Consider the following 20,228-nt stretch of genomic DNA (forward strand, 5'->3'; position numbering starts at 1 on the left):
GCCGCGATCTCCTCCCGGCACTCCCCGACCGCGAGCGCCTCTTCCGCCGAAGCCTCCCAGAGCGCCGGCGTCAGGAGCGCCTGCGAGAACGCGCGGTTCTGCGACGCGCGGTCCTTCATCTTCTCGTAGAGCACGCGCTCGTGCGCCGCGTGCTGGTCGACGATCCAGAGGCCGTTCTCCGCCTCGACCAGGAGGAACGATTCGTCGAACTGCGCCAGCACCCGGGCGGTCGGGCGCCCGGACGCCTCGACCTCGACGACCGTCGTGCTCTCTCCCGGGGTTTCGATCTCGAGCCGCAGGCGCCGGCCGCCGCCGGGCGCGGGGCGCGGGCCGGGCGGGGCCGCGTAGACCTCTCGCGCCTCCGCGACGGAAAAATCGGAGGACGGGGGCACCGGCACCAGCCGCCTCTCCTCCTTCCCCGCGGCGAGGGACGACACGAGCGTATGGAAGACGAGACGGAAGACCTCGGAAGGCCGCTCGAACCGGACCTCCGTCTTCGAGGGCGAGACGTTGACGTCGACCGCTCCCTCCGGCGCGTCGAGAAAGAGAAAAACGCCCGGATGGCGGTCCGTGCGGATCGCCTCCTTCGCGGCTTCCGCGATCGCCCGGGACATGCCGCGGTCCGCGACGCTCCGTCCGTTCACGTGGAGGAACTGGAGGCGCCGCGTCGGAAACGTGATCGAGCCCCGCGTGACGAGTCCGGACAGCGACAATGCGCCGGATCGCGCCTGGAACGGCAGGAGCTCGCCGAGCGTGTCGGCGCCGAACAGGCGGATCGCGCGCGCGGCCCGGTCCACGGCGGGCGGCGCCGCGAGGATCTCCCGGCCGTCCGTGCGGAGCGTGAACGCCACGTCGGGACGCGCCAGAGCCGCGCGGGTGACCGCCCGGGCGATTTCCCGCGTCTCGGCGGCGGGAGTTTTCAGGAACTTCCGCCGCGCCGGAGTGCGGCCGAAGAGGTCCTCGACCTGCACGTCCGTCCCTCTCGGGCGCGCCGCCGGGGAGACGCTCTTGTTCGAGCCGTGGTCGACCGTCACGCGGGTCCCCTCCGGCCCGGTTCCGTCCGACGTCGTGAGCGTCAGCCGGGCGACCGAGGCGATCGAAGGCAGGGCCTCTCCGCGGAAGCCGAACGTCCGGACGCCCGGAAGGTCCGCCTCGCTCGCGATCTTCGAAGTGGCGTGGCGCTCGACCGCGAGGGACGCATCCGGGCGGGACATGCCGCACCCGTCGTCGCGCACGCGGATCGACGCGATGCCGCCGCCGGCCGTCTCGACGTCGATCCTCGAGGCGCCGGCGTCCAGCGCGTTCTCGACGAGCTCCTTGACGACCGACGCCGGCCGCTCGACGACTTCGCCGGCCGCGATCCGGTCGATCGTGCGGGAGTCGAGCTTCCGGATCCGGTTCATGCCGTCCGGGAGAGCCCCGTGCCGGCGATCGCCGCCCGGGCGGCCGCGAGACGGGCGATCGGCACGCGATAGGGCGAGCACGACACGTAGTCGAGTCCGGTCTCGTGGAAGAAGGCGATCGACGCGGGATCGCCGCCGTGCTCCCCGCAGATGCCGACCTTGAGGTTCTTCTTCGCCGAACGCCCGCGCTCCGTTCCGATCGCGACGAGCTGCCCCACGCCCGCGACGTCGATGGTGGCGAAGGGATCGTGCGGCAGGATCCCCGCCTCGAGGTATTGGGGCAGGAACGATCCGATGTCGTCGCGGGAGAACCCGAACGTCATCTGCGTCAGGTCGTTCGTCCCGAACGAGAAGAAATCCGCCGCCGCGCCGATCTCGGCGGCGAGGAGGGCCGCCCGGGGAATCTCGATCATCGTGCCGACGCGGTACGGAACGCGGCGTCCCGTCTCCCGGAACACGTCGTGCGCGACGCGGTCGGTCATCTCCCGCAGGCGCGTGAACTCGGGGAGCGATCCGACCAGGGGAATCATGACCTCCGGGACCGGAGCTTTCCCGGAACGCGCGACCTCGACCGCCGCCTCGAAGATCGCCCGCACCTGGATCTCGTAGATCTCGGGGTGCGTGAGGCCGAGTCGGCAGCCGCGATGGCCGAGCATCGGGTTCGCTTCGGAGAGGCCCTCGACCTTTCCCTTGAGGACGTCGATCGAGATCCCCATCTCCTTCGCCGTCGCGGCGAGCGCCTTCGGCTCGCGGGGAAGGAACTCGTGGAGCGGCGGATCGAGGAGCCGGATCGTCACCGGCCTCTCTCCCATTTCCCGGAAGATCCCCGCGAAGTCCCCGCGCTGCATCGGAAGGATCTTCGCGAGCGCCTTTTTCCTCCCGTCGGCCGTCTCGGCGAGGATCATCTCGCGGACCGCCGTGATCCGCGCCTCCTCGAAGAACATGTGCTCCGTGCGGCAGAGGCCGATCCCCTCGGCGCCGAACGCCCGCGCCACGTGCGCGCCCCGGGGCGTGTCGGCGTTGGCGCGCACGCCGAGGCGCCTCACGCCGTCGGCCCATTCGAGGATCCGCGCGAACTGCCGGTAGAGCCGGGAGTCGGCCGCCTTGAGCTTCCCTTCGACCGCGACCTGGATCACCTCGGAAGGGCGCGTCGGCAGCTTTCCGGCGATCACCTCTCCCGTCGTCCCGTCGACCGAGAGGAAGTCGCCTTCCGAGACCGTCTTCCCGCGCGCCATCATGCGGGCGTACCGGGCGTCGATCGTGATCTCGCCGCACCCGACGACGCAGCACTTCCCCATCCCTCGGGCGACGACCGCCGCGTGGGAGGTCATGCCGCCGCGCGACGTGAGGATCCCCTGCGAGGCGGCCATGCCGAGGATGTCCTCCGGCGACGTCTCGGCGCGGATCAGGATCACCGGATCCCCGCCGTGCGCCATCTCGACGGCGCGCTCGGCCGAGAACGCGGCGCGCCCGCAGGCGGCGCCCGGGCCGGCCGGCAGGCCGCGGGCGAGGAGGTTCCCCTCGCGGATCGCGAGCTCCTTTTCGCTCGCCGGGAAGACCGGCGCGAGGAGCTGGAGGAGCTGCTCCGGGTCGACCCGCGTCAGCGCCTCCCGCTTCGAGATCCGTTTTTCGTCGAAGAAGTCGCACGCGATCCGGACCGCGGCGAACCCCGTCCGTTTCCCGTTTCGGGTCTGGAGGATGTAGAGCTTCCCCCGCTCGATCGTGAATTCGATGTCCTGCATGTCGCGGAAATTCTTCTCGAGCGCGTCGCGGACCCTCATGAGCTGCGCGTAGACGCCCGGCATCGTCTCCTCGAGGGAATCGCCGCGGCCCGTCTCGGAGATGGGATGCGGCGTGCGGATGCCGGCGACCACGTCCTCGCCCTGGGCGTTGGCGAGGAATTCGCCGTAGAACGCCTTCTCGCCGGTCGCGGGATTGCGCGTGAACGCCACTCCCGTCGCGCAGTCGTCGCCGAGGTTCCCGAAGACCATCGCCTGGACCGTGACGGCCGTCCCCCACGTCTCGGGGATTCGATTCAACTTCCGATACGAGCGCGCCCGGTCGTTGTCCCAGGACTGGAAGACCGCTCCGATCGCGCCCCAGAGCTGCTTGCGCGGATCCTCCGGGAAGGGTTTCTTCGCGTGCTGCCGGATGATCGCGAGGTATCGCGTGCAGAGCGCTCGAAGCTCCTGCGCAGAGAGCTGCGCGTCGGTATCGACGCCCGCTCTCTCCTTCGCCTTCGCGATCGCCTCCTCGAACCGGTGCTTGGGGACCTTGAGGACCACGTCGCCGTACATGGAGATCAGCCGCCGGCGGCAGTCGCGGGCGAACCGCTCCCCCGCCGCGTGCCCGAAGCCGGCCTTCGCGTCGTGCGTCAGACCGAGGTTCAGGATCGTGTCCATCATTCCCGGCATCGAGGCGGGAGCGCCCGAACGCACGGAAACGAGGAGCGGGTTCTCGGCGTCCCCGAAGATCTTCCCGGTGAGCTTCTCGAGCCGGGCGAGATTGGCCTCGACCTCTTCCTCGAGACCGGCCGGATACTTCCCGGTCTTCGAATATTTCGCGCAGACCTCGGTCGAAATCACGAACCCGGGCGGAACCGGGACGCCCATGCGCGTCATCTGCACCAGGCCGTATCCTTTTCCGCCGAGCACCTCGCGGCCGAGACTCGCGCCCTCGGAACGTCCGTCCCCGAAGAAGTAGACGAGACGGGACGGCTTCTTTCGCCGCGATCGGGATGTCGCCATCTTCGGGCTCCTCCGCGCCGTCCGGAGCGGCGCTCGGACCGTCATCTCTCGACGACGATCTCGGAAATGTCGGCGAACTTGCCGAACTGCCGCTGGATTCCGGCCAGCAGCGCCTGCCGGTTGGCCTTCAGCTCGGGCTCGGGCGCGTTGACGAGCACGTCGTCGAAGAAACGGTCGAGGGCGGGAGCGAGCGACACCATGGCCGCGATCAGTTCGGGATATCGGCGCGACGCGGCGAGCGTGTCCGCCGTGCGCGACAGCTGCAGGGCGTCGGCGGCGAGCGCGTGCTCGGCCGGCTCGCGGAAGAGCGCCGGGTCGGGCGCGCGGTCGACCCCGCCCGGCAGGATCTTGCGGATGCGCTTGACGGAAAGCGAGAGCGACCGGAACCCCTCGCGCCGGCGCGCGTCCGCGATCGCGCCGGCCCGGTCGGCGAGGTCGGCGAAATCCCAGGACCCCGCCGCGAGGACGGAGGCGACGACGTCCGGCTCGAGCCCCCTCTTCTCGAACAGGAAGTGGACGCGATCCGCGAAGAACGCGCGGATATCGGCGAGCACGGCCTCGGCGGGCCGGGCGATCGCCGATCCGTGCAGCGCGACCGCCTTCCGGAAGACGATGCTCCAGTCGACGCGCCATCCGCGGGACAGCACGATCGCGACGAGGCCCTGCGCCGCGCGGCGGAGCCCGTACGGGTCCTTGCTCCCGGTCGGCACGAGCCCGATCCCGAAGAACCCCGCGAGCGTGTCCACCCGATCCGCCGCCGAGAGGATCGCGCCCGTCTCCGTGCGCGGGGGCTCGTCGTCGGCCGACACGGGCCGGTACTGGTCGTAGATCGCCTTCCAGACCTCCTCCGTCGCCCCTTCGCGCCGGGCGTAGATCCCGCCGACGATCCCCTGGAGGTCCGTGAACTCGCGCACCATCTCGGTCGTGAGGTCGATCTTCGAAAGACGCGCGGCTTCGAGCGCGGACCGCACGTTCTCGGGGCGCGTGACCAGGGCGCCGATCGTCTCGGTCAGCTCCTGCACGCGTCCCGTCTTCTGCAGGTAGTCGCCGAGCTTGTCGTGGAAGAAGAGGCGCGACAGCTTCGGCATCTTCGAGGAAAACGGCTCCCGCACGTCCTCCTCGAAGAAGAACCGCGCGTCGGAGAGGCGGGCGTTCAGGACCCATTCGTTTCCCTTGACGATCAGCCCCTTGGGATCTTCGCGGTGGTCCATCACGGCGAGGAAGTTCGAGGTGAGCCCCTGCGAAGAGCGGACGGGAAGGTATTTCTGGTGCGTCCGCATCGTCGTCACGAGGATCTCCTCGGGCAATTCCCGGTACACCGGGTCGAAGGAGCCGCACACGAGCCCCGGCCATTCCACGAGATCCGCGAGGGTCGGGATGAGATCCGCGTCCGCCTCGATCCCGCCGGAGCACCCGGTCGCGAGAGCCCGGGCCTTTTCCAGCAGGATCGCCGCGCGCTCCTCGCCGTCCGGCTCGACCCCCGCCTCGCGCAGGCGCCGCGCATAGTCGTCGGCGCCGGTCACCTCGATCTCGCCGCCGCCCGAGAGCCGGTGCCCGACCGTCCGGTTCCCGGAGCGCACCCCGAAGACCGTCATCGGCACGACCTCTCCCCCGAAGAGCGCGACGATCCCGTGCACGGGGCGGACGAACGCGTGCTCTCCCGATCCCCAGCGCATCATCTTCGGGAACGTCATCGAGCCGAGGATCGCCGGGGTGATCTCCGCGAGGATCTCCGCCGTCCGCCGGCCGGCGACGGTCTTTCGCGCGAGGAGCACCTCGCCGCGGGGCGTGCGGATGCGGCGGAGGTGGGACACCTCGACGCCCTGAGCGCGGGCGAATCCCTCCGCCATCTTCGTCGGACGCCCTTCGGCGTCGAGCGCCCGGTCGACGGGCGGGCCGGAAACCTCGACGACCCGGTCCTCCTGCCGCCGCGGCAGGCCCCGCACGGCGACGACGAGGCGCCGCGGCGTGGCGGTCACGTCGACGGATTCCGGGGAGAGCCCCTCTTCCGAGAGCGCGTCGAGGAACTTCCGGGCGAGGTCGGCCTTCGCTCCCGGCATTGCGCCGGCGGGCATCTCTTCGACCCGGACTTCCAGGAAGAATTCCGCGGCGTCGTCGGGAGTCATCGGCCGGCGTTCACGACGCCACCGCGGCGGGCTCTCTCGGCAGCAGCGGGAACCCCGCGGCTTCGCGGGCGGCGAGGTAAGCCTTCGCGACCGCGCAGGCGAGGTCGCGGACCCGTCGGATGTACGTGACGCGCTCCGTGGCGGAGACGGCGCCGCGCGCATCCAGGATGTTGAACTCGTGCGAGCAGAGGAGCGTCGCCTCGTACGCCGGCAGCACGAGGCCGGCGGCGAGCGCGAGACGCGCTTCCCGCTCGGAGCGCTCGAAGAGCGTCTGCGCCCATTCGGTCTCGGCGACCTCGAAGGAGTAGCGCGAGAGCTCCACCTCTTCGTGGTGCCGGATCTCTCCGTAGGTCAGCGTGTCGTTCCAGGGGATGTCGAAGATCGAGCGCGCCTTCCCGAGGAAGAGGGCGACGCGCTCGACCCCGTACGTGATCTCCGCGGAGATCGGGGCGAGGTCGATTCCGCCCGTCTGCTGGAAATACGTGAACTGGGAGATTTCCATCCCGTCCATCAGCACCTGCCACCCGACTCCCCACGCGCCGAGCGTCGGCGACTCCCAGTTGTCCTCCTCGAACCGGATATCGTGATCCTTCGGATCGATGCCGAGCCGTTCGAGCGACCGGAGATAGACCTCCTGCACGTCGTCGGGCGCGGGCTTCAGGATCACCTGGTACTGGAAGTACTTGCCGAGACGGAACGGGTTCTCGCCGTACCGCCCGTCGGCGGGGCGCCGCGAGGGCTGCACGTAGGCGCAGCGCCACGGCTCGGGGCCGAGCGAGCGGAGAAACGTGTCCGGGTGCATCGTCCCGGCTCCCATCGGAAGGTCGTACGGCTGCTGGATCAGACACCCCTCTCCCTCCCAGAATCGCTCGAGCTCGGAAAGGATTTTCTGGAGCGTCACCACGCGCCGAAATATAGCACTTCGGCCAGCACTTTCTGGGACTTGAGCTCGTGGCCGAGGAAGTGGCGGCGGATGCGCCGCAGCACTCCGGAGAGCTCCTCGGCCACGCGCGGAGCGACGTCCGCGCCGCCGATCGGAAGAGCGAGGATCCGGGCCAGAGACGGCGCGAGATCGCGCGAGACGCGCCGCGCTCCCGCCGCCGCGCACGAGGCGTCGACGAGGCCGGGGAGCGTTTCGTCGAACCGGACGGACCCCGGCTGCAGGGCGCGCCCGCACACGGCGCACGCGGTCGCGGGAGGGAGAACTCCCGTGAGCTTCAGGACCCACGCGTCGAAATAGACGGCGACCGACGCGGCGCTCCGCCCCTCGAAGAGGGCGCCCACGGCGTGCGCGGCGAGCCGGAAGAATTTCTCCGATGGATCGGAATCGGCGACGAAGGTGATGAGCGACTCGGCGATCGCGGACAGGAGCAGGCCCGCGGCGAGGTCCGCCGCGACCGGAAACGAAGACCGGACCACCTCGATCGAGTCGATGCGGTGGAGGTCGCGCCCCTCCTTCTCGAACCAGAGCACCTCCGCCTCGCTCATCGGCTCGAGCGCCCCCGCGTAGACGCTCTGCAGACGCCGGGCGCCGCGCGCGACCCCGCGCTTCCGGCCGGACTGCTGCGTCAGGAACGTGACGATGCGGTCCTTTTCGCGCAGCGGGACCGCGGAAAGGACGAACGCACGGTCGCGGCGCTGCGGCATCGCTCAAGTGTACGGCGGCGCGACCCGGCCCCGCCGATGGCGGCGGCGGGCGCGCCCGGCCCTCGCGTGGCCGCTCGAACCGGCTGATAGGCTCCCGGCCATGGCCGCGGCACGCCGGAGATTCCTCGATCTGCCTCCCGTCGTCGTCTCCCTCGGCCTCGTCTCCTTCTTCAACGACATCGCGTCGGAAATGATCTACCCGCTGCTGCCGGCGTTCCTGACCGCCACGCTCGGCGCGGGGCCCGAGATCGTCGGGCTCGTCGAGGGCGTCGCCGAGTCGACGGCGGCGATCGGCAAGGGATTCTTCGGCTGGCTCTCCGACCGGCGCCGGCGGCGCAAGCCTTTCGTGTTCGCCGGCTACGCGGCGTCCGTGTTCACGCGCCCGCTCCTCTCGCTCGCGCCGGGGTGGGGCGCGGTGGTCGGAATCCGCTTCCTCGACCGGATCGGGAAAGGGGTCCGCACCGCGCCGCGCGACGCGATGATCGCCGGCGCGGTCGATCCGGCGCGCCGCGGAATCGCGTACGGGTTCGAGCGCGCGATGGACAACGCGGGAGCGATGGTCGGGCCGCTGGTCGCCGCGCTGCTGCTGAAGCTGTTCTTCCGGGACGTGCGGCCGGTGTTCGCGCTCTCGGTCGTGCCCGGAATCGCCGCCCTCGCGATCCTCCTCTTCGGCACGCGCGACGAGAAAGGGCCGCCGCGAGCGAAATCCGTCCTCGCCGGCCCGGCGCTCCCGAAACGCTTCTACGCCGTGATCTCGATCTTCACGCTGTTCGCGTTCGCGAACTCGACCGACGCCTTCCTCCTGCTTCGCGCGCGCGAGGCGGGCGTCCCGCTCTGGGCGATCCCGGCGCTCTGGGCGTTCTTCAGCGGGGCCAAGTCGCTCGCGAACACGCCGCTCGGTGCGCTCGCCGACCGCATCGGCCGGACGCCGACGATCCTCGCCGGATGGGCCGTGTACGCGGGCGTCTACTGGGAGTTCGGGCGCGTGCACACCGCCCGGGGGATATGGGCGGTTTTCGGCATTTACGCGCTTTACTACGCGCTGACCGAGGGAGCCCAGCGGGCATACGTCGCCGACGTCGCCGGACCCGAGGCGCGCGGCCGGGCCTTCGGCCTCTTCCATCTCGCGGTGGGTATCGCCGCTCTCCCCGCGTCGGTCCTGTTCGGCCTCCTGTGGGAGAAGCTCGGGCCGACGGCGGCGTTCGACGCCGGGGCCGCCGTCGCCCTCCTCTCCGCGCTCGCGCTCGCCGCCGTTTCCCGGCCCCGGCGCACCGCGTAACTTTCCGCGGCCTCCCTTCGTCTCATGGAGGACGGCGGAAACGGCGGAACTTTTCGCCGGGGCGTTCGTAGATTGAGGAGGGAAGCGATATGAAACGACGGGAACTGGAAAACGCGCTGCTGGTCCTCGAAACGACGCCGTTCGTGTTCGAAAAGGTCGTTCTGGGCGGTGACGGTCCGCTCCGCCGGAAGATCGCGGATCTCCTCTGGGAGGCCGTGGCGGTGGAAGAGCACGTCTGGACCGCCCGGGTGCGCCTCCTCCGAGGGGAGAGCCCCGCGGTCCTCCCCCGTCTCGATCGCACGATCGCGCGGCGGATTGCGGCGGGCAAATCGGGAGCCCGCGAGGCGGTCGCCGCCTTCCTGCGGCTCCGCCGCGACAACGCACGTGTGCTCCGTTCGCTCCGTTCCGCGGACGGGAAGCTCGGCGGACCCGTCGAGGGGGGCGGCTGGTTCTCCCTCCCCGACCTTCCCGCCGCGATGGCCCAGGAGGACCAGGTGTTCCTCCGCGAGCTCGCTCGCCGGATCACCGCGCCCGCGTCCTGCGAGGCTTCCGACCCGGCGCCCCTCCTCGCGGCCTGCTGAGCGGCGGGAACCGCCCGGGCAGAGGACACTCTGTCCTCCTCCGCTCCCGGCTCGCTCCACTCCCGACCCCCGCGCCGGTCCCAACGGGCGCCCCGCCCGATCCGTAAAACTTACGAGATCATCCCCGCGGGTTCGAGGCACAGGGTTTGCACCCCGGGCGACCGGAGTTAAACTCTTTCTGCCACAAGAAAGGAAGGCCATGAAGAAAATCGCGTCTCTTCTCGCCCCCCTCGCACTCGCGGTCGCCGCGATGCCCGCCGGGGCGGCGACTCTCTCGAACCGTTCGCTCGCGGCGCCGGTCCATCGCGGAGCCGCCGCCGTCCGCCGCCTCGCGACGACCCCGGCGGTCGCACACCAGGCGACCGGCGTCGGGATCAATCTCGATCTCGTCGGCCGAATCCCGACCTCCGACGCCCTGTTCAAGACCTCCATCGACATCGCCAACAACACGAACACCGACACGCAGGTCGATGCGTACTTCAGCGGCCTGATCGGCGGCTCTCACGTCGACATCATCGTGAGCATCACCGCCACCGGAATCGTGCAGCAGGGAGCCTCCCAGCTCGCGTCCCTCTCGGTCTACCACAGCGACGATTTCATCGACGATCTCCACAACGCCGGGTACATCACGAGCACCGAGGAGAGCGGCTCGATCATCGGCTCGCTGTTCGTGATCTACGACTCGCCGTCGGCGGGGCTCTTCGACCAGATCGGCCAGGGCAGCGTCCAGGCGCGCTTCTACAGCACGCATTCGGACGGCGGGACGATCGGCGTGTCGGCCAACGGCCACGAGCTGACGCAGTCGGAACCCAGGAGCCTCGTCGGGATCGTGCACGACACGCGCGGGGAGTCCGGCACTCCCCAGCTCTACACGAACTTCTTCGTCAACAACGAAGGGTACGCCGCGAGCGACGGGAGCATCGTCAACAACAACGGCCTTCCCATCAAGATCCGGCTGACGGGCTATTCGAACGCGACCGGCCAGAAGACGGGCCAGTCCAGCACGATCTCGATCGGGCCGTTCGAGACGGTCGGCCTCTCGAAGGTCTCGGACATCATCCGGGGAAGCTCCACCGACGACACGTTCATCGTCTTCGTGGACATCGTCGACGGAGACTCGGCGATCTCCGGGCTCTCCTCGACCAACGACGTCCTGACGCTCGATCCGTCGGCCGCCCAGCTCCGCCCGGCCGACTGGTCGGCCGGACAGCCCCAGTAAGCCACCGGAAGAATCCTGATCTCGAGAGCCCGCTTCGGCGGGCTCTTTCTTTTGGACCCGCGACGTCAGCAGCAGCCCGGAGGAAGATCGCCCGCGGGGGCCCGGACGGGCTCCGGCGCGAGCGGGCCTTCCGGGAGCTCGGGACGCCGGATCGCGGCGAGCCACGATCGCACCGAGGCCGCGAGGATCACGATGACGCAGGAGATCAGCACGGCGGTCAGCACGGCGTCCAGCCAGCCGGCGAACGCCTTTCCGGGCTGCTTCGCGAGCGGCAGGAAGTTGTCGCGGATCGAAAGGATCCCGGCGTCGATCGTCGTGAACGACACGAAGGCGAGAGGGACCAGGGTCGCGAGAGCGGCGCGCTTCTTTCCGAGGTGGAGGATCACGGTCGTCCCGACGGCGAGGGCGACGGCGGCGAGGAGCTGGTTCGCGATCCCGAACATCGGCCAGATCTGGGAGATCGAGCCGGTGAGGATGAAGTAGCTCCACGCCGCGACGACGAGGAACGTGGCCAGCAGGGTTCCCGGCATCCAGTCCGTCTTCTCGAATCGCGGGAAGGCGTATCCGAGGAATTCCTGGACGAGAAAACGCCCCACGCGCGTTCCGGTGTCGATCGTCGTCAGGATGAAGAGGGCCTCGAACATGATCGCGAAGTGGTACCAGTAGCCCATCAGGCTCCTCAGGAACGGCAGCCCGGAAAAGATCTGCGCGAACCCGATCGCGAGCGAGACCGCGCCTCCCGGACGTCCCGCGACGCTCTCCCCCACCTCCCGCGCGAGCATCGGGAGCCTGTCCACGGTCATGCCGAGATGCGCGAACTTCGCGGGAGCCACGTTGATCGCGAAGTAGTCGCCCGGAGAGAGCGCGCAGACGGCGATCAGCGCGACGACGCCGACCAGGCCCTCCATCAGCATCGCGCCGTATCCGATCGCCCGCGCGTCGGTCTCCCGGTCGAGCATCTTGGGCGTCGTGCCGGAGGCGACGAGCGCATGGAAACCCGAGATCGCGCCGCAGGCGATCGTGATGAAGACGAAGGGGAAGACCTTGCCGGGGATGATCGGGCCGCCGCCGTGCACGAACCGGGAAATCGCCGGCGCGTGGATCGGCGGCGCGACGACGAGGACGGAAACCACGAGGAGCGCGATCGTCCCGAGCTTCATCCAGCTCGAGAGGTAGTCGCGCGGACAGAGGAGCATCCACACGGGCAGGACCGAGGCGACGAAGCCGTATCCCGCCATCGCGAGCGTGATCTGCGTGCGCGAGAGCGTGAACAGATGCGCGAGGGGGGAACCGGGGATCCACCGTCCGGCGACGACCGCCAGGAGCGTCGCGACGACGCCGATCGCCGATCCCGACCGGAGGGCGCCCTTGTTCCACCGGTACATGTAGAAGCCGACGAAGAGCGCGATCGGGATCGTCGCCGCGATCGTGAAGGTTCCCCAGGGAGAATCGGCGAGCGCGTTCACGACGGCGACGCCGAGGCCCGCGAGGGCGACGACGATGATCGCGAGGATCGCGACCGCGGCCGTGATTCCGGCGACCGGGCCGATCTCCATCCGGGCGATCTCGGCCAGCGATTTCCCCTTCCTCCGGACCGACGCGACGAGGATGACGAAGTCCTGCGTCGCCCCCGCGAACACGACCCCGAAGAGGAGCCAGAGGAACCCAGGAAGGTAGCCGAACTGGGCGGCGAGGACCGGACCGATGAGCGGCCCGGCGCCGGCGATCGCGGCGAAATGGTGGCCGAAGAGGACGTACCGGTTCGTCGCGACGTAGTTCTTCCCGTCGGCCATGGTGTGGGCCGGCGTCGGGCGCGCGTCGGAGAGCGCGAGCGCCCTCGCGGCGAGGAAAGCGGACCAGTAGCGGTACGCGATCGCCAGGACCGCGAGCGCCGCGAGCATCAGCCAGAGCGCGTTCACTCCGGGGATTATCGCGGGAAACCCGGAATTCGATGACCGAAATTCGGACGCGCCGGAACCCGGAACTCGAAACCGGAAAGCGGGCGGTTCCCTTCGGGCTTCCGGCTTCGAATTTCGGATTTCCGCGCGCTACTATGCGCGCGTGGACCGGCCGTTTCGCTACGAGGACATCCCCGAAGACCCGAAGGATCTCGAGCGGGATTGCGACCTCTCGTTCTTTCGCGCCTCCGGCCCGGGCGGACAGCACCGGAACAAGACCGAAACGGCGGTGCGCCTCGTGCACCGGCCGACCGGAACGATCGCAGCGGCGACGGAAGAACGGAGCCAGTCGCGCAACCGGGAGGTCGCGCTCGAACGCCTCCGGGAGAAGCTCGTTCGGAAGCTCAAGCCCCGAAGGCCCCGGAAGAGAACCCGGGTTCCCGCCGCCGCGAAACGCGCGCGGCTCGACGAGAAGTTGCGCCTGGCGCAGAAGAAGAGGCTGAGAAAGGTGGACGAGGAGCGCTGATGGCCGAATACACCGAGGAGCACGCCGCCGCGGGCATCGACGCGCCGCTCCCGGCGCTCGAGACCTGGCCGAATCAGTACCCCGATTACCAGATCGTCGTCGAGATCCCGGAATACAACGCGATCTGCCCGAAGACCGGACTCCCCGACTTCGGGAAGCTCGAGATCCGCTACGTCCCCGACCGGCTCTGCCTCGAGCTCAAGTCGTTGAAGCTGTACATCGTGGCCTACCGGAACGTCGGGATCTTCTACGAAAACGCGGTGAACCGGATCCTCCGGGACTGTGTCGCCGCGTGCGCCCCGAAGCGCATGGCCATCGTCGGAGTCTTCTCCTCGCGCGGCGGGATCTCGTCGACGATCGAGGCGCGATACGCGGACGGAGTCTTCGGAGCCTGACCGCTCGCACGACCGTCCCGGATCGATCCGGCGAGATCCGACCACGGCACGCGCCCGCCCGGCTCGATGCATCGCCGCGCCGGCTATCAGCCGAGGACGAGCTTCCGGATCTCCGCCTCCCGCTCCTGCTGCACGAGAATCAGGACCGTGTCGTCGGCCATGATCCGGGTGTCGCCGCGCGTGACGATCGTCTCGCCGCCGCGGACGACTGCGACGATGTTCGTGCTCGGGGGAATCGGGAGGTCCTTCAACGCCCTTCCCGCGGCCGGGGACCCCGCCGGGACCTTCAGCTCGAAGAGCTGCACGCCTCCCGCCTGGAGCGACAGGAGGGTCCGGATCTGGAGCCCGGGGACCTCCCGTTCGATGTAGGAGCTGATGATCGCCGTGGTCGCGACGGTCGCGTCGACGCCGAGGAGCCGCATGAGCTCCTCGTTCTTCGGGTTCGAGACGCGGGCGATCGTCTTGCCGACGCCGAACACGGCCTTCGCCGTCTGGCACGCGACGAGGTTGTCCTCGTCGGCGCCGGTGACCGCCGCGAAGACGGCCGCGCGCGACGCGCCGGCCGTCTCGAGCACGCCGCGCGCCGAGCCGTCGCCGACGAAGACCGGGACGTCCGTTTCGGCCGACAGGCGCGCCACCTGCGCCGGATCCTTCTCGATGATCGCGACCTCGATCCCCCTCCCCGCGAGGGTGCGCGCGAGGCCGGAGCCGATCTTCCCTCCGCCGGAGATGAGGACGAACTTCGACTCGTCGAGCGCCGGGGGGCGTCGCGCCTTCGGCCGGGCGGTCTCCGCGGGAGGACGGGGCGCCGCCGGCAGGCCCTGGATGTCGCGAACCGTGGTGCGAATGGCGTCCACCGTGTAGAGGGTCGGACAGATGGTCCGGATCCCGAGCGCTTCGAAGATCGACGCGCGGGAAGGGATGTAGATCCGGGCGATCGCGTGCGGGACGGAGAACTTCTTCTTGGCCACCTCGGCAGCGACGAGATTCACCGTGTCCTCCCGCGTCAGCGCCAGAAAGACGTCGGCGCGGTCGACGCCCGCGCGCAGCTGGACATCCGCGTCGATCGCGTTCCCGCGGACGGTCCGCAGCCCCTCGACACGAGTCGCCCGGTCGATCCGGTCGCCCCGCTGTTCGATCAGGACGACGGAATGGCCGTCCTCGCGCAGCTCGCGGACCGTCGCCGAGCCGACCCGGCCGAACCCGACGATGACGATGTTCACGCCCCGAAGTCTACCGCCGCGGCGACGACGCTCCCCTGATGCGGTTGGCTCTCCCTCCCGTCGCGCTTGCCGGAACTCGCCGCTCCGCTTAGCATCGCGCGATCCGATGAATCCGCCCGAACCCTCCGCGCCGCTCGAAGGCGTCCTCGTCCTCGACCTGTCGCGCGTGCTCGCCGGACCGTACTGCACGATGACGCTCGCCGACCTCGGCGCCCGCGTGATCAAGGTCGAGCATCCGGTGGGGGGCGACATCACGCGCGGCTGGGGCCCGCCGTATTCCCCGGAGGGAGACTCCGCCTACTACCAGTCGATCAACCGGAACAAGGAGTCGATCGTTCTCGATCTCGCGTCGGGGGCGGGGCGCCGGTCCGTCGAGATCCTCGCGAGCCGCGCCGACGTCCTGATCGAGAACTTCCCCCCCGGCGGGCTCGCCCGCCTCGGCCTCTCCCTCGAACGCCTGCGCGCGGAGAACCCGCGGCTGGTCACGGCGTCGATCACGGGCTTCGGCGAGGCGGGGCCGGATCGCGACCAGCCGGGGTTCGACCTGCTCGCCCAGGCGGGCGCGGGGCTCATGGCGATCACGGGGGATCCCGGCGGGCCGCCGGTGAAGGTCGGCATCGCCGTGTCCGACCTCGTCGCGGGAGCCAACGCGGCGATCGGCATCCTCGCCGCCCTGGCCGCCCGGGAGAGGAGCGGCCGCGGCGCCGCGGTCGCGGTCGACCTCTTCTCGTCGTCCCTCGCGATGCTCGTCAACGTCCTCCAATCGTGTATTGTTTCGGGCCGAGAGGCGGGCCGCCACGGCAGCGGCCACGCGCAGATCGTGCCGTACCAGATGTTCGGGTCCGCCGACGGGGAGTGGATCCTCGCGATCGGCACCGAGCGGCAGTTCCGGACGCTCTGCGAGCGGGTCGTCGGACGCCCCGAATGGGCGAGCGACCCGCGTTTCTCGACCAACGCGGCCCGGGTCGAGAACCGGGACGCCCTCGTCGGCGCCCTCGCGGAGATCTTCGCGGGACGTCCGCGCGGCGAATGGATCGCGCGATGCCGCGAGGCGGGCGTCCCGGCGGGCCCGGTGCGCGGCCCGCTCGAGGCTCTCGAGAGCGGGCAGGCCCGGGCGATGGGCCTGCGCGTGAAAGAGGGAGGGTTCGAGTCGGTCGCCTCGCCCGTCCGGTTCGCCGGCCGAACGCCGCCGGTCCGCCGCCCGCCGCGGCTCGGCGAGCACACGGACGCGATCCGGCGGGAGTTCGGGCTGCCCTGATCGTCGGTCGCGAGTCACGAGTCGCCGGTGGCCAACGGCGAGAGGAAAGTTGAAATCCCAATCGGCGCGGCCCGCCGGGGTGTTTCGAGGGCGGCAGGCCGGACGGCGGTGCCATTGCCGAGCGCGTCGAGACGCGAGCCCGACGGGATGCGGGCCGTCGGCGAGATCCCGAGGCGTGTATCGGCGCGCCCCGCACGGGCAACCATGAAGTCAACCGATCATTTTCTTGATGGCATCGATCGTGTACGGCGCGCTGCCCTCGGCCCGGTTGTTCACGATCAGGAAGAACTCCTTCCGGCGCGCCTCGGCCTCGCGGGCGATCCGCGCCGCGTCCGCGCGCATCTCGGGATGTTCCTCCTTGATCCGGTCGTAGGGCGTGAAGAACTGGACGGCGTCCGCGTAGGCGCGCCCGGGCGCGACGAGCACCCGCGCGAGCCAGAAGTCGGCGTCGGCGGCGCCGGGAACCCCGAACTGCTCCGAAAGCTCCGGCATGTGCGTCCACCAGTTCAGGACCGGCGAGACGCCGTGCGCGCGAAGGAGCGCGACGTGCTCCGCGTCGAGATACTCGCGGGTCCGGATCTCCACGGCGTACCGCCGGTGCCGCGGGAGGGCGCCGAGGAAACGGTCGAGGCGATCACGGAAACGGGCTTTCCGCTCGGGGCCCGGGCGGGCGTCGCGCCCGAACTCGAACACGAAAGGCGCGAGATGGTCGGCGAACCCTTCCTCCGCCGGATCGAGCACCTCCCGCCGGAAGGCCTCGACGCTCAGGTAGTTCGGATTCGGCTGCCCGGCCCGCGCGCCGTGCCGCTCGATCTTCGGGAAGCGCTCGCAGGTGATCTCCTCCCAGACCTTCGAAACGACGGGAAACCGGCTCGGGAGCGCTCCCGCCCATCGCCGCCACTCGGCGGCCGACTGCGGTCGGTAGAACGTGAAGTCCGCCTCGACGGTGTCGAACCGGCCGCTCGACGCGTACAGGGCGAGCCGCTCGGCGGAAGACATGTTCTCGGGTGAGCGCGCCGGATAGACGATGCCGCGCCACCCGGGGTAGTTCCACGTCGCCGTGCCGAACCGCGTGAAGCCGCGACGGGGAAGCGGGGGCGCCGTCTCGGGTTCGGGAAAGAGCGACGGGGTGAGGTCATCCGGGCGCATCGGCCGTCGAGGAGCCTTTCGCGCCGCCGCCGGCCCCGCCGGCGAGCGCGTCGATCTTGGACGCGAGGATGAAGTCGTTTTCGGAGAGGCCGCCGATCGCGTGGGTCCAGACGGTGAAGTCGACGCGGTTGTAGTGGACGCAGAAATCGGGATGGTGCCCCTCCGCCTCGGCAAGGTCGGCCACCCGCCCCAGGAACGCCATGGCGGCGCGAAAATCGGGGAGGGTCACCGTCTTCCGGAGCTTCCGGTCCTTTTCCTTCCAGCCGTCGAGCTCCTTGAGGAGCCGCCGGGTCTCCGATTTCGAGAGGGGCTCGGTTCCCCCTTCGCAGGGCACGCATCTCTTCTCCCTCAGGTTCATCGTTCTCCTCCTCGCGGCGCGGCGACGGCGGCCGGGGCTGCCGGCGGCGGCGCGGGCAACGTCGCGGACAACGCGATCTCCGATCCTCCCCGGCGGACGCGAACCGGAATCGCCTCCCCCGGGGCGAGCTCCGAGAGCACGATCCGGAGATCGTGGAGCGTCCGGATCGCATGGCCGCCGAACGCCACGATGACGTCGCCGGTCCGGACGCCGGCCCTCTGCGCCGCGCTTCCCGCGCTGGTCCGGGCGACGGCGACGCCCGGGCTCACCTCCGAAGCGTAATCCGGGACGATCCCGAACGCCGCCCGCGAGCCGTGGGCCGCCGACGGATCGAGATCGCGAAAGGCGGGACGCGCCGGTTCGTCGGCGATCCGCCCGACGCAGCGCCGCACGAGCTCGAGGACGCGCGCCTCCCCGGAATCGTCGATCGTCTCCTCGCGGTCCGCGGGGGTGTGGTACTCCGGATGCTTCCCGGTGAAAAAGAAGAGGACCGGGACCTCGGCGAGATAGAACGACTGCTGGTCGCTTCCGCCGTACGGGTCGCTCGCGAACACGAGCCGGAACCGGGCCTGGCGGTTCAGGTCGGAGAGGAGCTCCGGCCACTCGGGCGAGCTCCCGGTTCCGATCACCGCCAGCCGGTCGTCGCGGAGACGGCCGATCATGTCCATGTTCACCATCGCGACCGTCCGCTCGAGCGGCACGAGCGGGTGCCGGACGTAGCGTCCCGATCCGAGCAGGCCGAGCTCCTCTCCCGAGAACGCGACGAAGAGCACGCTGCGGCGGGGGCGCGGACCCGCCGCGAAGGCGTGCGCGAGCGCGATCAATCCGGCCGTTCCCGACGCGTTGTCGTCGGCGCCCGGGTGGATCGCGGGGCGGCGGTCCGCCGCGAGGGAGTTCGGCCCGCCGAGGCCGAGGTGGTCGAAGTGAGCACCCACGACGACCGTCTCGGCAGACCGTGACGGGTCCGACCCTTCGAGCAGACCCGCGACGTTGGCGGTCGGCCGGCGGCGCGGGCGAATGTCCGTGGAGAGCTCCGCCGTGACGGGGAGATCGAGCGGCCAGGCGCGCGTCGCGAGCTCCCGCCGTACGGCATCGACGCTCCAGCCGGCCGCGCCGAGCCACTCGTCGGCCACGTGGCGCGTCACGAGCAGGACCGGAAGCCCCTCGTCGCTGAAGCCGCGGTTCGTGTTCCACCGCGCGGGATCGGAGTCGTCGGGGGCCGCGACGACGACGGCCGCCGCCCCCTTGTCGCGCGCGAAGAGGACCTTGTGAAAGATGCCCGCGAAGAGCGCCAGCGGCGAATCGGGCTCCGCCGCCGGCGAGCCGGCGAGAAGGAGAACGATCCGCCCGGAGACGTCGCGGCTCCCGTAGTCGTCGCGGGCGGCGGCACGGGAGACGACGCCGTAGCCCGCGAACACGACGGGCCCCCGGGCGGAGCCGCTTCCCGAGAGCGTCGAAGGAACGAAGGTGTCGTCGAGCCGGTACTCGGTCCGGCGGCGGGCCCACCGGGCCGAGAGGGAATTGGCGGGGCCGAGATCGCCGCCGACGGTCGCGACGAACGGCTGAAAATAGCCGGTGCCGTCGAGCGGCGCGTCGGGATCGTTCGCCCGTGACGTGCCGAGCGGCCGCAGCCCCGCGGAGCGGAACTCCGCCGCGATGTAGCGGGCCGCCCGATCTCCCCCCGCGGTTCCCGTCCCTCTCCCTTCGAACGCCGGGGACGTGAGGAGGTGGATCGAGGCGCGGATCTCGCCCGGGTCGATCGCCGCGCCGCCGGAAGCCGCCGCGCCCCCGAGGACGAGCAGGAGGAGGAGCCGCCGTAACACCCGGAGATCTTAGAACGTTGGACTCGAGCGAACCTGCGATAGGATCGGTTAACGGAACTGACGGGTCAGTTTCGAGAGGAAGGAATGACGCGCGCCCGGACGCTCGCCAAGCAGGAAACGATCCTCGACGCGGCCTCCCGCGTCTTCTCGCACCGCGAGTACCACGAGGTGCTCACGGAAGAAATCGCCGAGGAGGCCGGGATCGGGAAAGGGACGATCTACCGGTACTTCCTGAGCAAGGAAGACCTCTATTTCGCGACGATCGTCCACGGCTTCGAAAAGCTCCACGAGCGGCTCGGCGCGAGCCTTTCCCGCCGCTCCTCCCCGGCCGCCCGCCTCGAGATCATCGCGCGCGAGTCGATGCGCTTCTTCTGGAACCGGCGAGATTTCTACGCGCTGATGTACCGGAACGAAAAGCGCTTCCTCTCGCAGGAGAGCCGGATCCGGAAGACGCGCGAACGGCTCGCCCACCTCGTCCAGCAGGCGATCGTGGACGGCATCGATCGCCGCGAGTTCCGCGGCGTCGATCCGAAGACCTCCGCCGAGCTCTTCCTCGGGATGATCCGGGCGATGAACGTCTTCCGGCGGGAGGGCGA

At 70.2% G+C, this 20,228-nt stretch carries 17 protein-coding genes; 7 read left to right on the top strand and 10 right to left on the bottom strand.

The window, feature by feature from the left end; genetic code table 11:
• The 5 genes from mutL to recO all read right to left on the bottom strand — a co-directional run.
• The coding region (gene mutL / locus VFS34_06955; protein HET9794183.1) for a DNA mismatch repair endonuclease MutL at positions 1–1,403 on the bottom strand (1,403 nt) is incomplete at its 3' end.
• Positions 1,400–4,150, bottom strand: coding sequence for a pyruvate, phosphate dikinase (ppdK, locus tag VFS34_06960; protein HET9794184.1), 2,751 nt, complete (start codon positions 4,148–4,150; stop codon positions 1,400–1,402). The genes mutL and ppdK, both read right to left, overlap by 4 nt.
• Before the next feature lie 41 nt (positions 4,151–4,191).
• Complete coding sequence (glyS, locus tag VFS34_06965; GenBank protein HET9794185.1) at positions 4,192–6,276, bottom strand: glycine--tRNA ligase subunit beta; 2,085 nt, start codon at positions 6,274–6,276, stop codon at positions 4,192–4,194.
• A gap of 10 nt (positions 6,277–6,286) precedes the next feature.
• Positions 6,287–7,177 carry a glycine--tRNA ligase subunit alpha gene (locus VFS34_06970; GenBank protein HET9794186.1) on the bottom strand — a complete coding sequence of 297 codons (891 nt, stop codon included), beginning with the start codon at positions 7,175–7,177 and terminating at the stop codon, positions 6,287–6,289.
• Positions 7,174–7,923, bottom strand: coding sequence for a DNA repair protein RecO (recO, locus tag VFS34_06975; GenBank protein ID HET9794187.1), 750 nt, complete (start codon positions 7,921–7,923; stop codon positions 7,174–7,176). The genes VFS34_06970 and recO overlap by 4 nt, the downstream gene beginning before the upstream one ends.
• A 100-nt stretch (positions 7,924–8,023) precedes the next feature.
• Here recO and VFS34_06980 point away from each other — a divergent pair, with 100 nt between their 5' ends.
• From VFS34_06980 to VFS34_06990, 3 genes are all read left to right on the top strand, one after another.
• Positions 8,024–9,202: an MFS transporter gene (locus VFS34_06980; GenBank protein HET9794188.1), complete on the top strand. Its 1,179-nt coding sequence runs from the start codon at positions 8,024–8,026 to the stop codon at positions 9,200–9,202.
• An 89-nt stretch (positions 9,203–9,291) separates the two neighbouring features.
• Entirely contained in the window at positions 9,292–9,783 is a 492-nt protein-coding gene (locus VFS34_06985; GenBank protein ID HET9794189.1) for a hypothetical protein, read from the top strand.
• A 199-nt stretch (positions 9,784–9,982) separates the two neighbouring features.
• Complete coding sequence (locus tag VFS34_06990) at positions 9,983–11,002, top strand: hypothetical protein (protein ID HET9794190.1); 1,020 nt, start codon at positions 9,983–9,985, stop codon at positions 11,000–11,002.
• Between the two features lie 65 nt (positions 11,003–11,067).
• On the opposite strand, the gene VFS34_06995 is transcribed toward VFS34_06990, so the two are convergent.
• Positions 11,068–12,921 carry a carbon starvation protein A gene (locus VFS34_06995; protein ID HET9794191.1) on the bottom strand — a complete coding sequence of 618 codons (1,854 nt, stop codon included), beginning with the start codon at positions 12,919–12,921 and terminating at the stop codon, positions 11,068–11,070.
• A 142-nt stretch (positions 12,922–13,063) separates the two neighbouring features.
• Here VFS34_06995 and VFS34_07000 point away from each other — a divergent pair, with 142 nt between their 5' ends.
• Both VFS34_07000 and queF read left to right on the top strand, forming a co-directional pair.
• Positions 13,064–13,426 (top strand): peptide chain release factor-like protein, encoded by a 363-nt coding sequence (locus tag VFS34_07000; GenBank protein ID HET9794192.1) that lies wholly within the window; start codon positions 13,064–13,066, stop codon positions 13,424–13,426.
• Positions 13,426–13,821, top strand: a complete 396-nt coding sequence (gene queF / locus VFS34_07005) for a preQ(1) synthase (protein ID HET9794193.1) — start codon at positions 13,426–13,428, stop codon at positions 13,819–13,821. Before VFS34_07000 ends, queF begins: the two co-directional genes overlap by 1 nt.
• An 86-nt stretch (positions 13,822–13,907) precedes the next feature.
• On the opposite strand, the gene VFS34_07010 is transcribed toward queF, so the two are convergent.
• Entirely contained in the window at positions 13,908–15,044 is a 1,137-nt protein-coding gene (locus VFS34_07010) for an NAD-binding protein (GenBank protein ID HET9794194.1), read from the bottom strand.
• 106 nt (positions 15,045–15,150) lie between these two features.
• Between VFS34_07010 and VFS34_07015 the strand changes: the two genes are divergently transcribed.
• Positions 15,151–16,302, top strand: coding sequence for a CoA transferase (locus VFS34_07015; protein ID HET9794195.1), 1,152 nt, complete (start codon positions 15,151–15,153; stop codon positions 16,300–16,302).
• Positions 16,303–16,512: 210 nt separating this feature from the next.
• Here the strand turns inward: VFS34_07015 and VFS34_07020 are convergent, their stop codons facing one another.
• The 3 genes from VFS34_07020 to VFS34_07030 are packed head-to-tail and all read right to left on the bottom strand — an operon-like array spanning position 16,513 to position 19,632.
• Entirely contained in the window at positions 16,513–17,451 is a 939-nt protein-coding gene (locus VFS34_07020) for a DUF72 domain-containing protein (GenBank protein HET9794196.1), read from the bottom strand.
• Positions 17,438–17,809, bottom strand: a complete 372-nt coding sequence (locus tag VFS34_07025) for a 4a-hydroxytetrahydrobiopterin dehydratase (protein ID HET9794197.1) — start codon at positions 17,807–17,809, stop codon at positions 17,438–17,440. Before VFS34_07025 ends, VFS34_07020 begins: the two co-directional genes overlap by 14 nt.
• Positions 17,806–19,632, bottom strand: coding sequence for a M28 family peptidase (locus tag VFS34_07030; protein HET9794198.1), 1,827 nt, complete (start codon positions 19,630–19,632; stop codon positions 17,806–17,808). Before VFS34_07030 ends, VFS34_07025 begins: the two co-directional genes overlap by 4 nt.
• 84 nt (positions 19,633–19,716) lie before the next feature.
• On the opposite strand from VFS34_07030, the gene VFS34_07035 reads away from it, so the two are divergent.
• Positions 19,717–20,228 (top strand): TetR/AcrR family transcriptional regulator (locus VFS34_07035; protein HET9794199.1); only part of this gene is annotated, 512 nt, incomplete at its 3' end.

This window comes from Thermoanaerobaculia bacterium (assembly GCA_035717485.1).
Lineage (GTDB): Bacteria > Acidobacteriota > Thermoanaerobaculia > UBA5066 > DATFVB01 > DATFVB01.

Coding starts and splice junctions, on each gene's coding strand:
- queF (HET9794193.1), top strand. CDS start 13,426: ATGGCCGAATACACCGAGGAGCACGCCGCCGCGGGCATCGACGCGCCG.
- VFS34_06985 (HET9794189.1), top strand. CDS start 9,292: ATGAAACGACGGGAACTGGAAAACGCGCTGCTGGTCCTCGAAACGACG.
- VFS34_07020 (HET9794196.1), bottom strand. CDS start 17,451: ATGCGCCCGGATGACCTCACCCCGTCGCTCTTTCCCGAACCCGAGACG.
- ppdK (HET9794184.1), bottom strand. CDS start 4,150: ATGGCGACATCCCGATCGCGGCGAAAGAAGCCGTCCCGTCTCGTCTAC.
- VFS34_06990 (HET9794190.1), top strand. CDS start 9,983: ATGAAGAAAATCGCGTCTCTTCTCGCCCCCCTCGCACTCGCGGTCGCC.
- glyS (HET9794185.1), bottom strand. CDS start 6,276: ATGACTCCCGACGACGCCGCGGAATTCTTCCTGGAAGTCCGGGTCGAA.
- VFS34_07015 (HET9794195.1), top strand. CDS start 15,151: ATGAATCCGCCCGAACCCTCCGCGCCGCTCGAAGGCGTCCTCGTCCTC.
- VFS34_07025 (HET9794197.1), bottom strand. CDS start 17,809: ATGAACCTGAGGGAGAAGAGATGCGTGCCCTGCGAAGGGGGAACCGAG.
- VFS34_06980 (HET9794188.1), top strand. CDS start 8,024: ATGGCCGCGGCACGCCGGAGATTCCTCGATCTGCCTCCCGTCGTCGTC.
- recO (HET9794187.1), bottom strand. CDS start 7,923: ATGCCGCAGCGCCGCGACCGTGCGTTCGTCCTTTCCGCGGTCCCGCTG.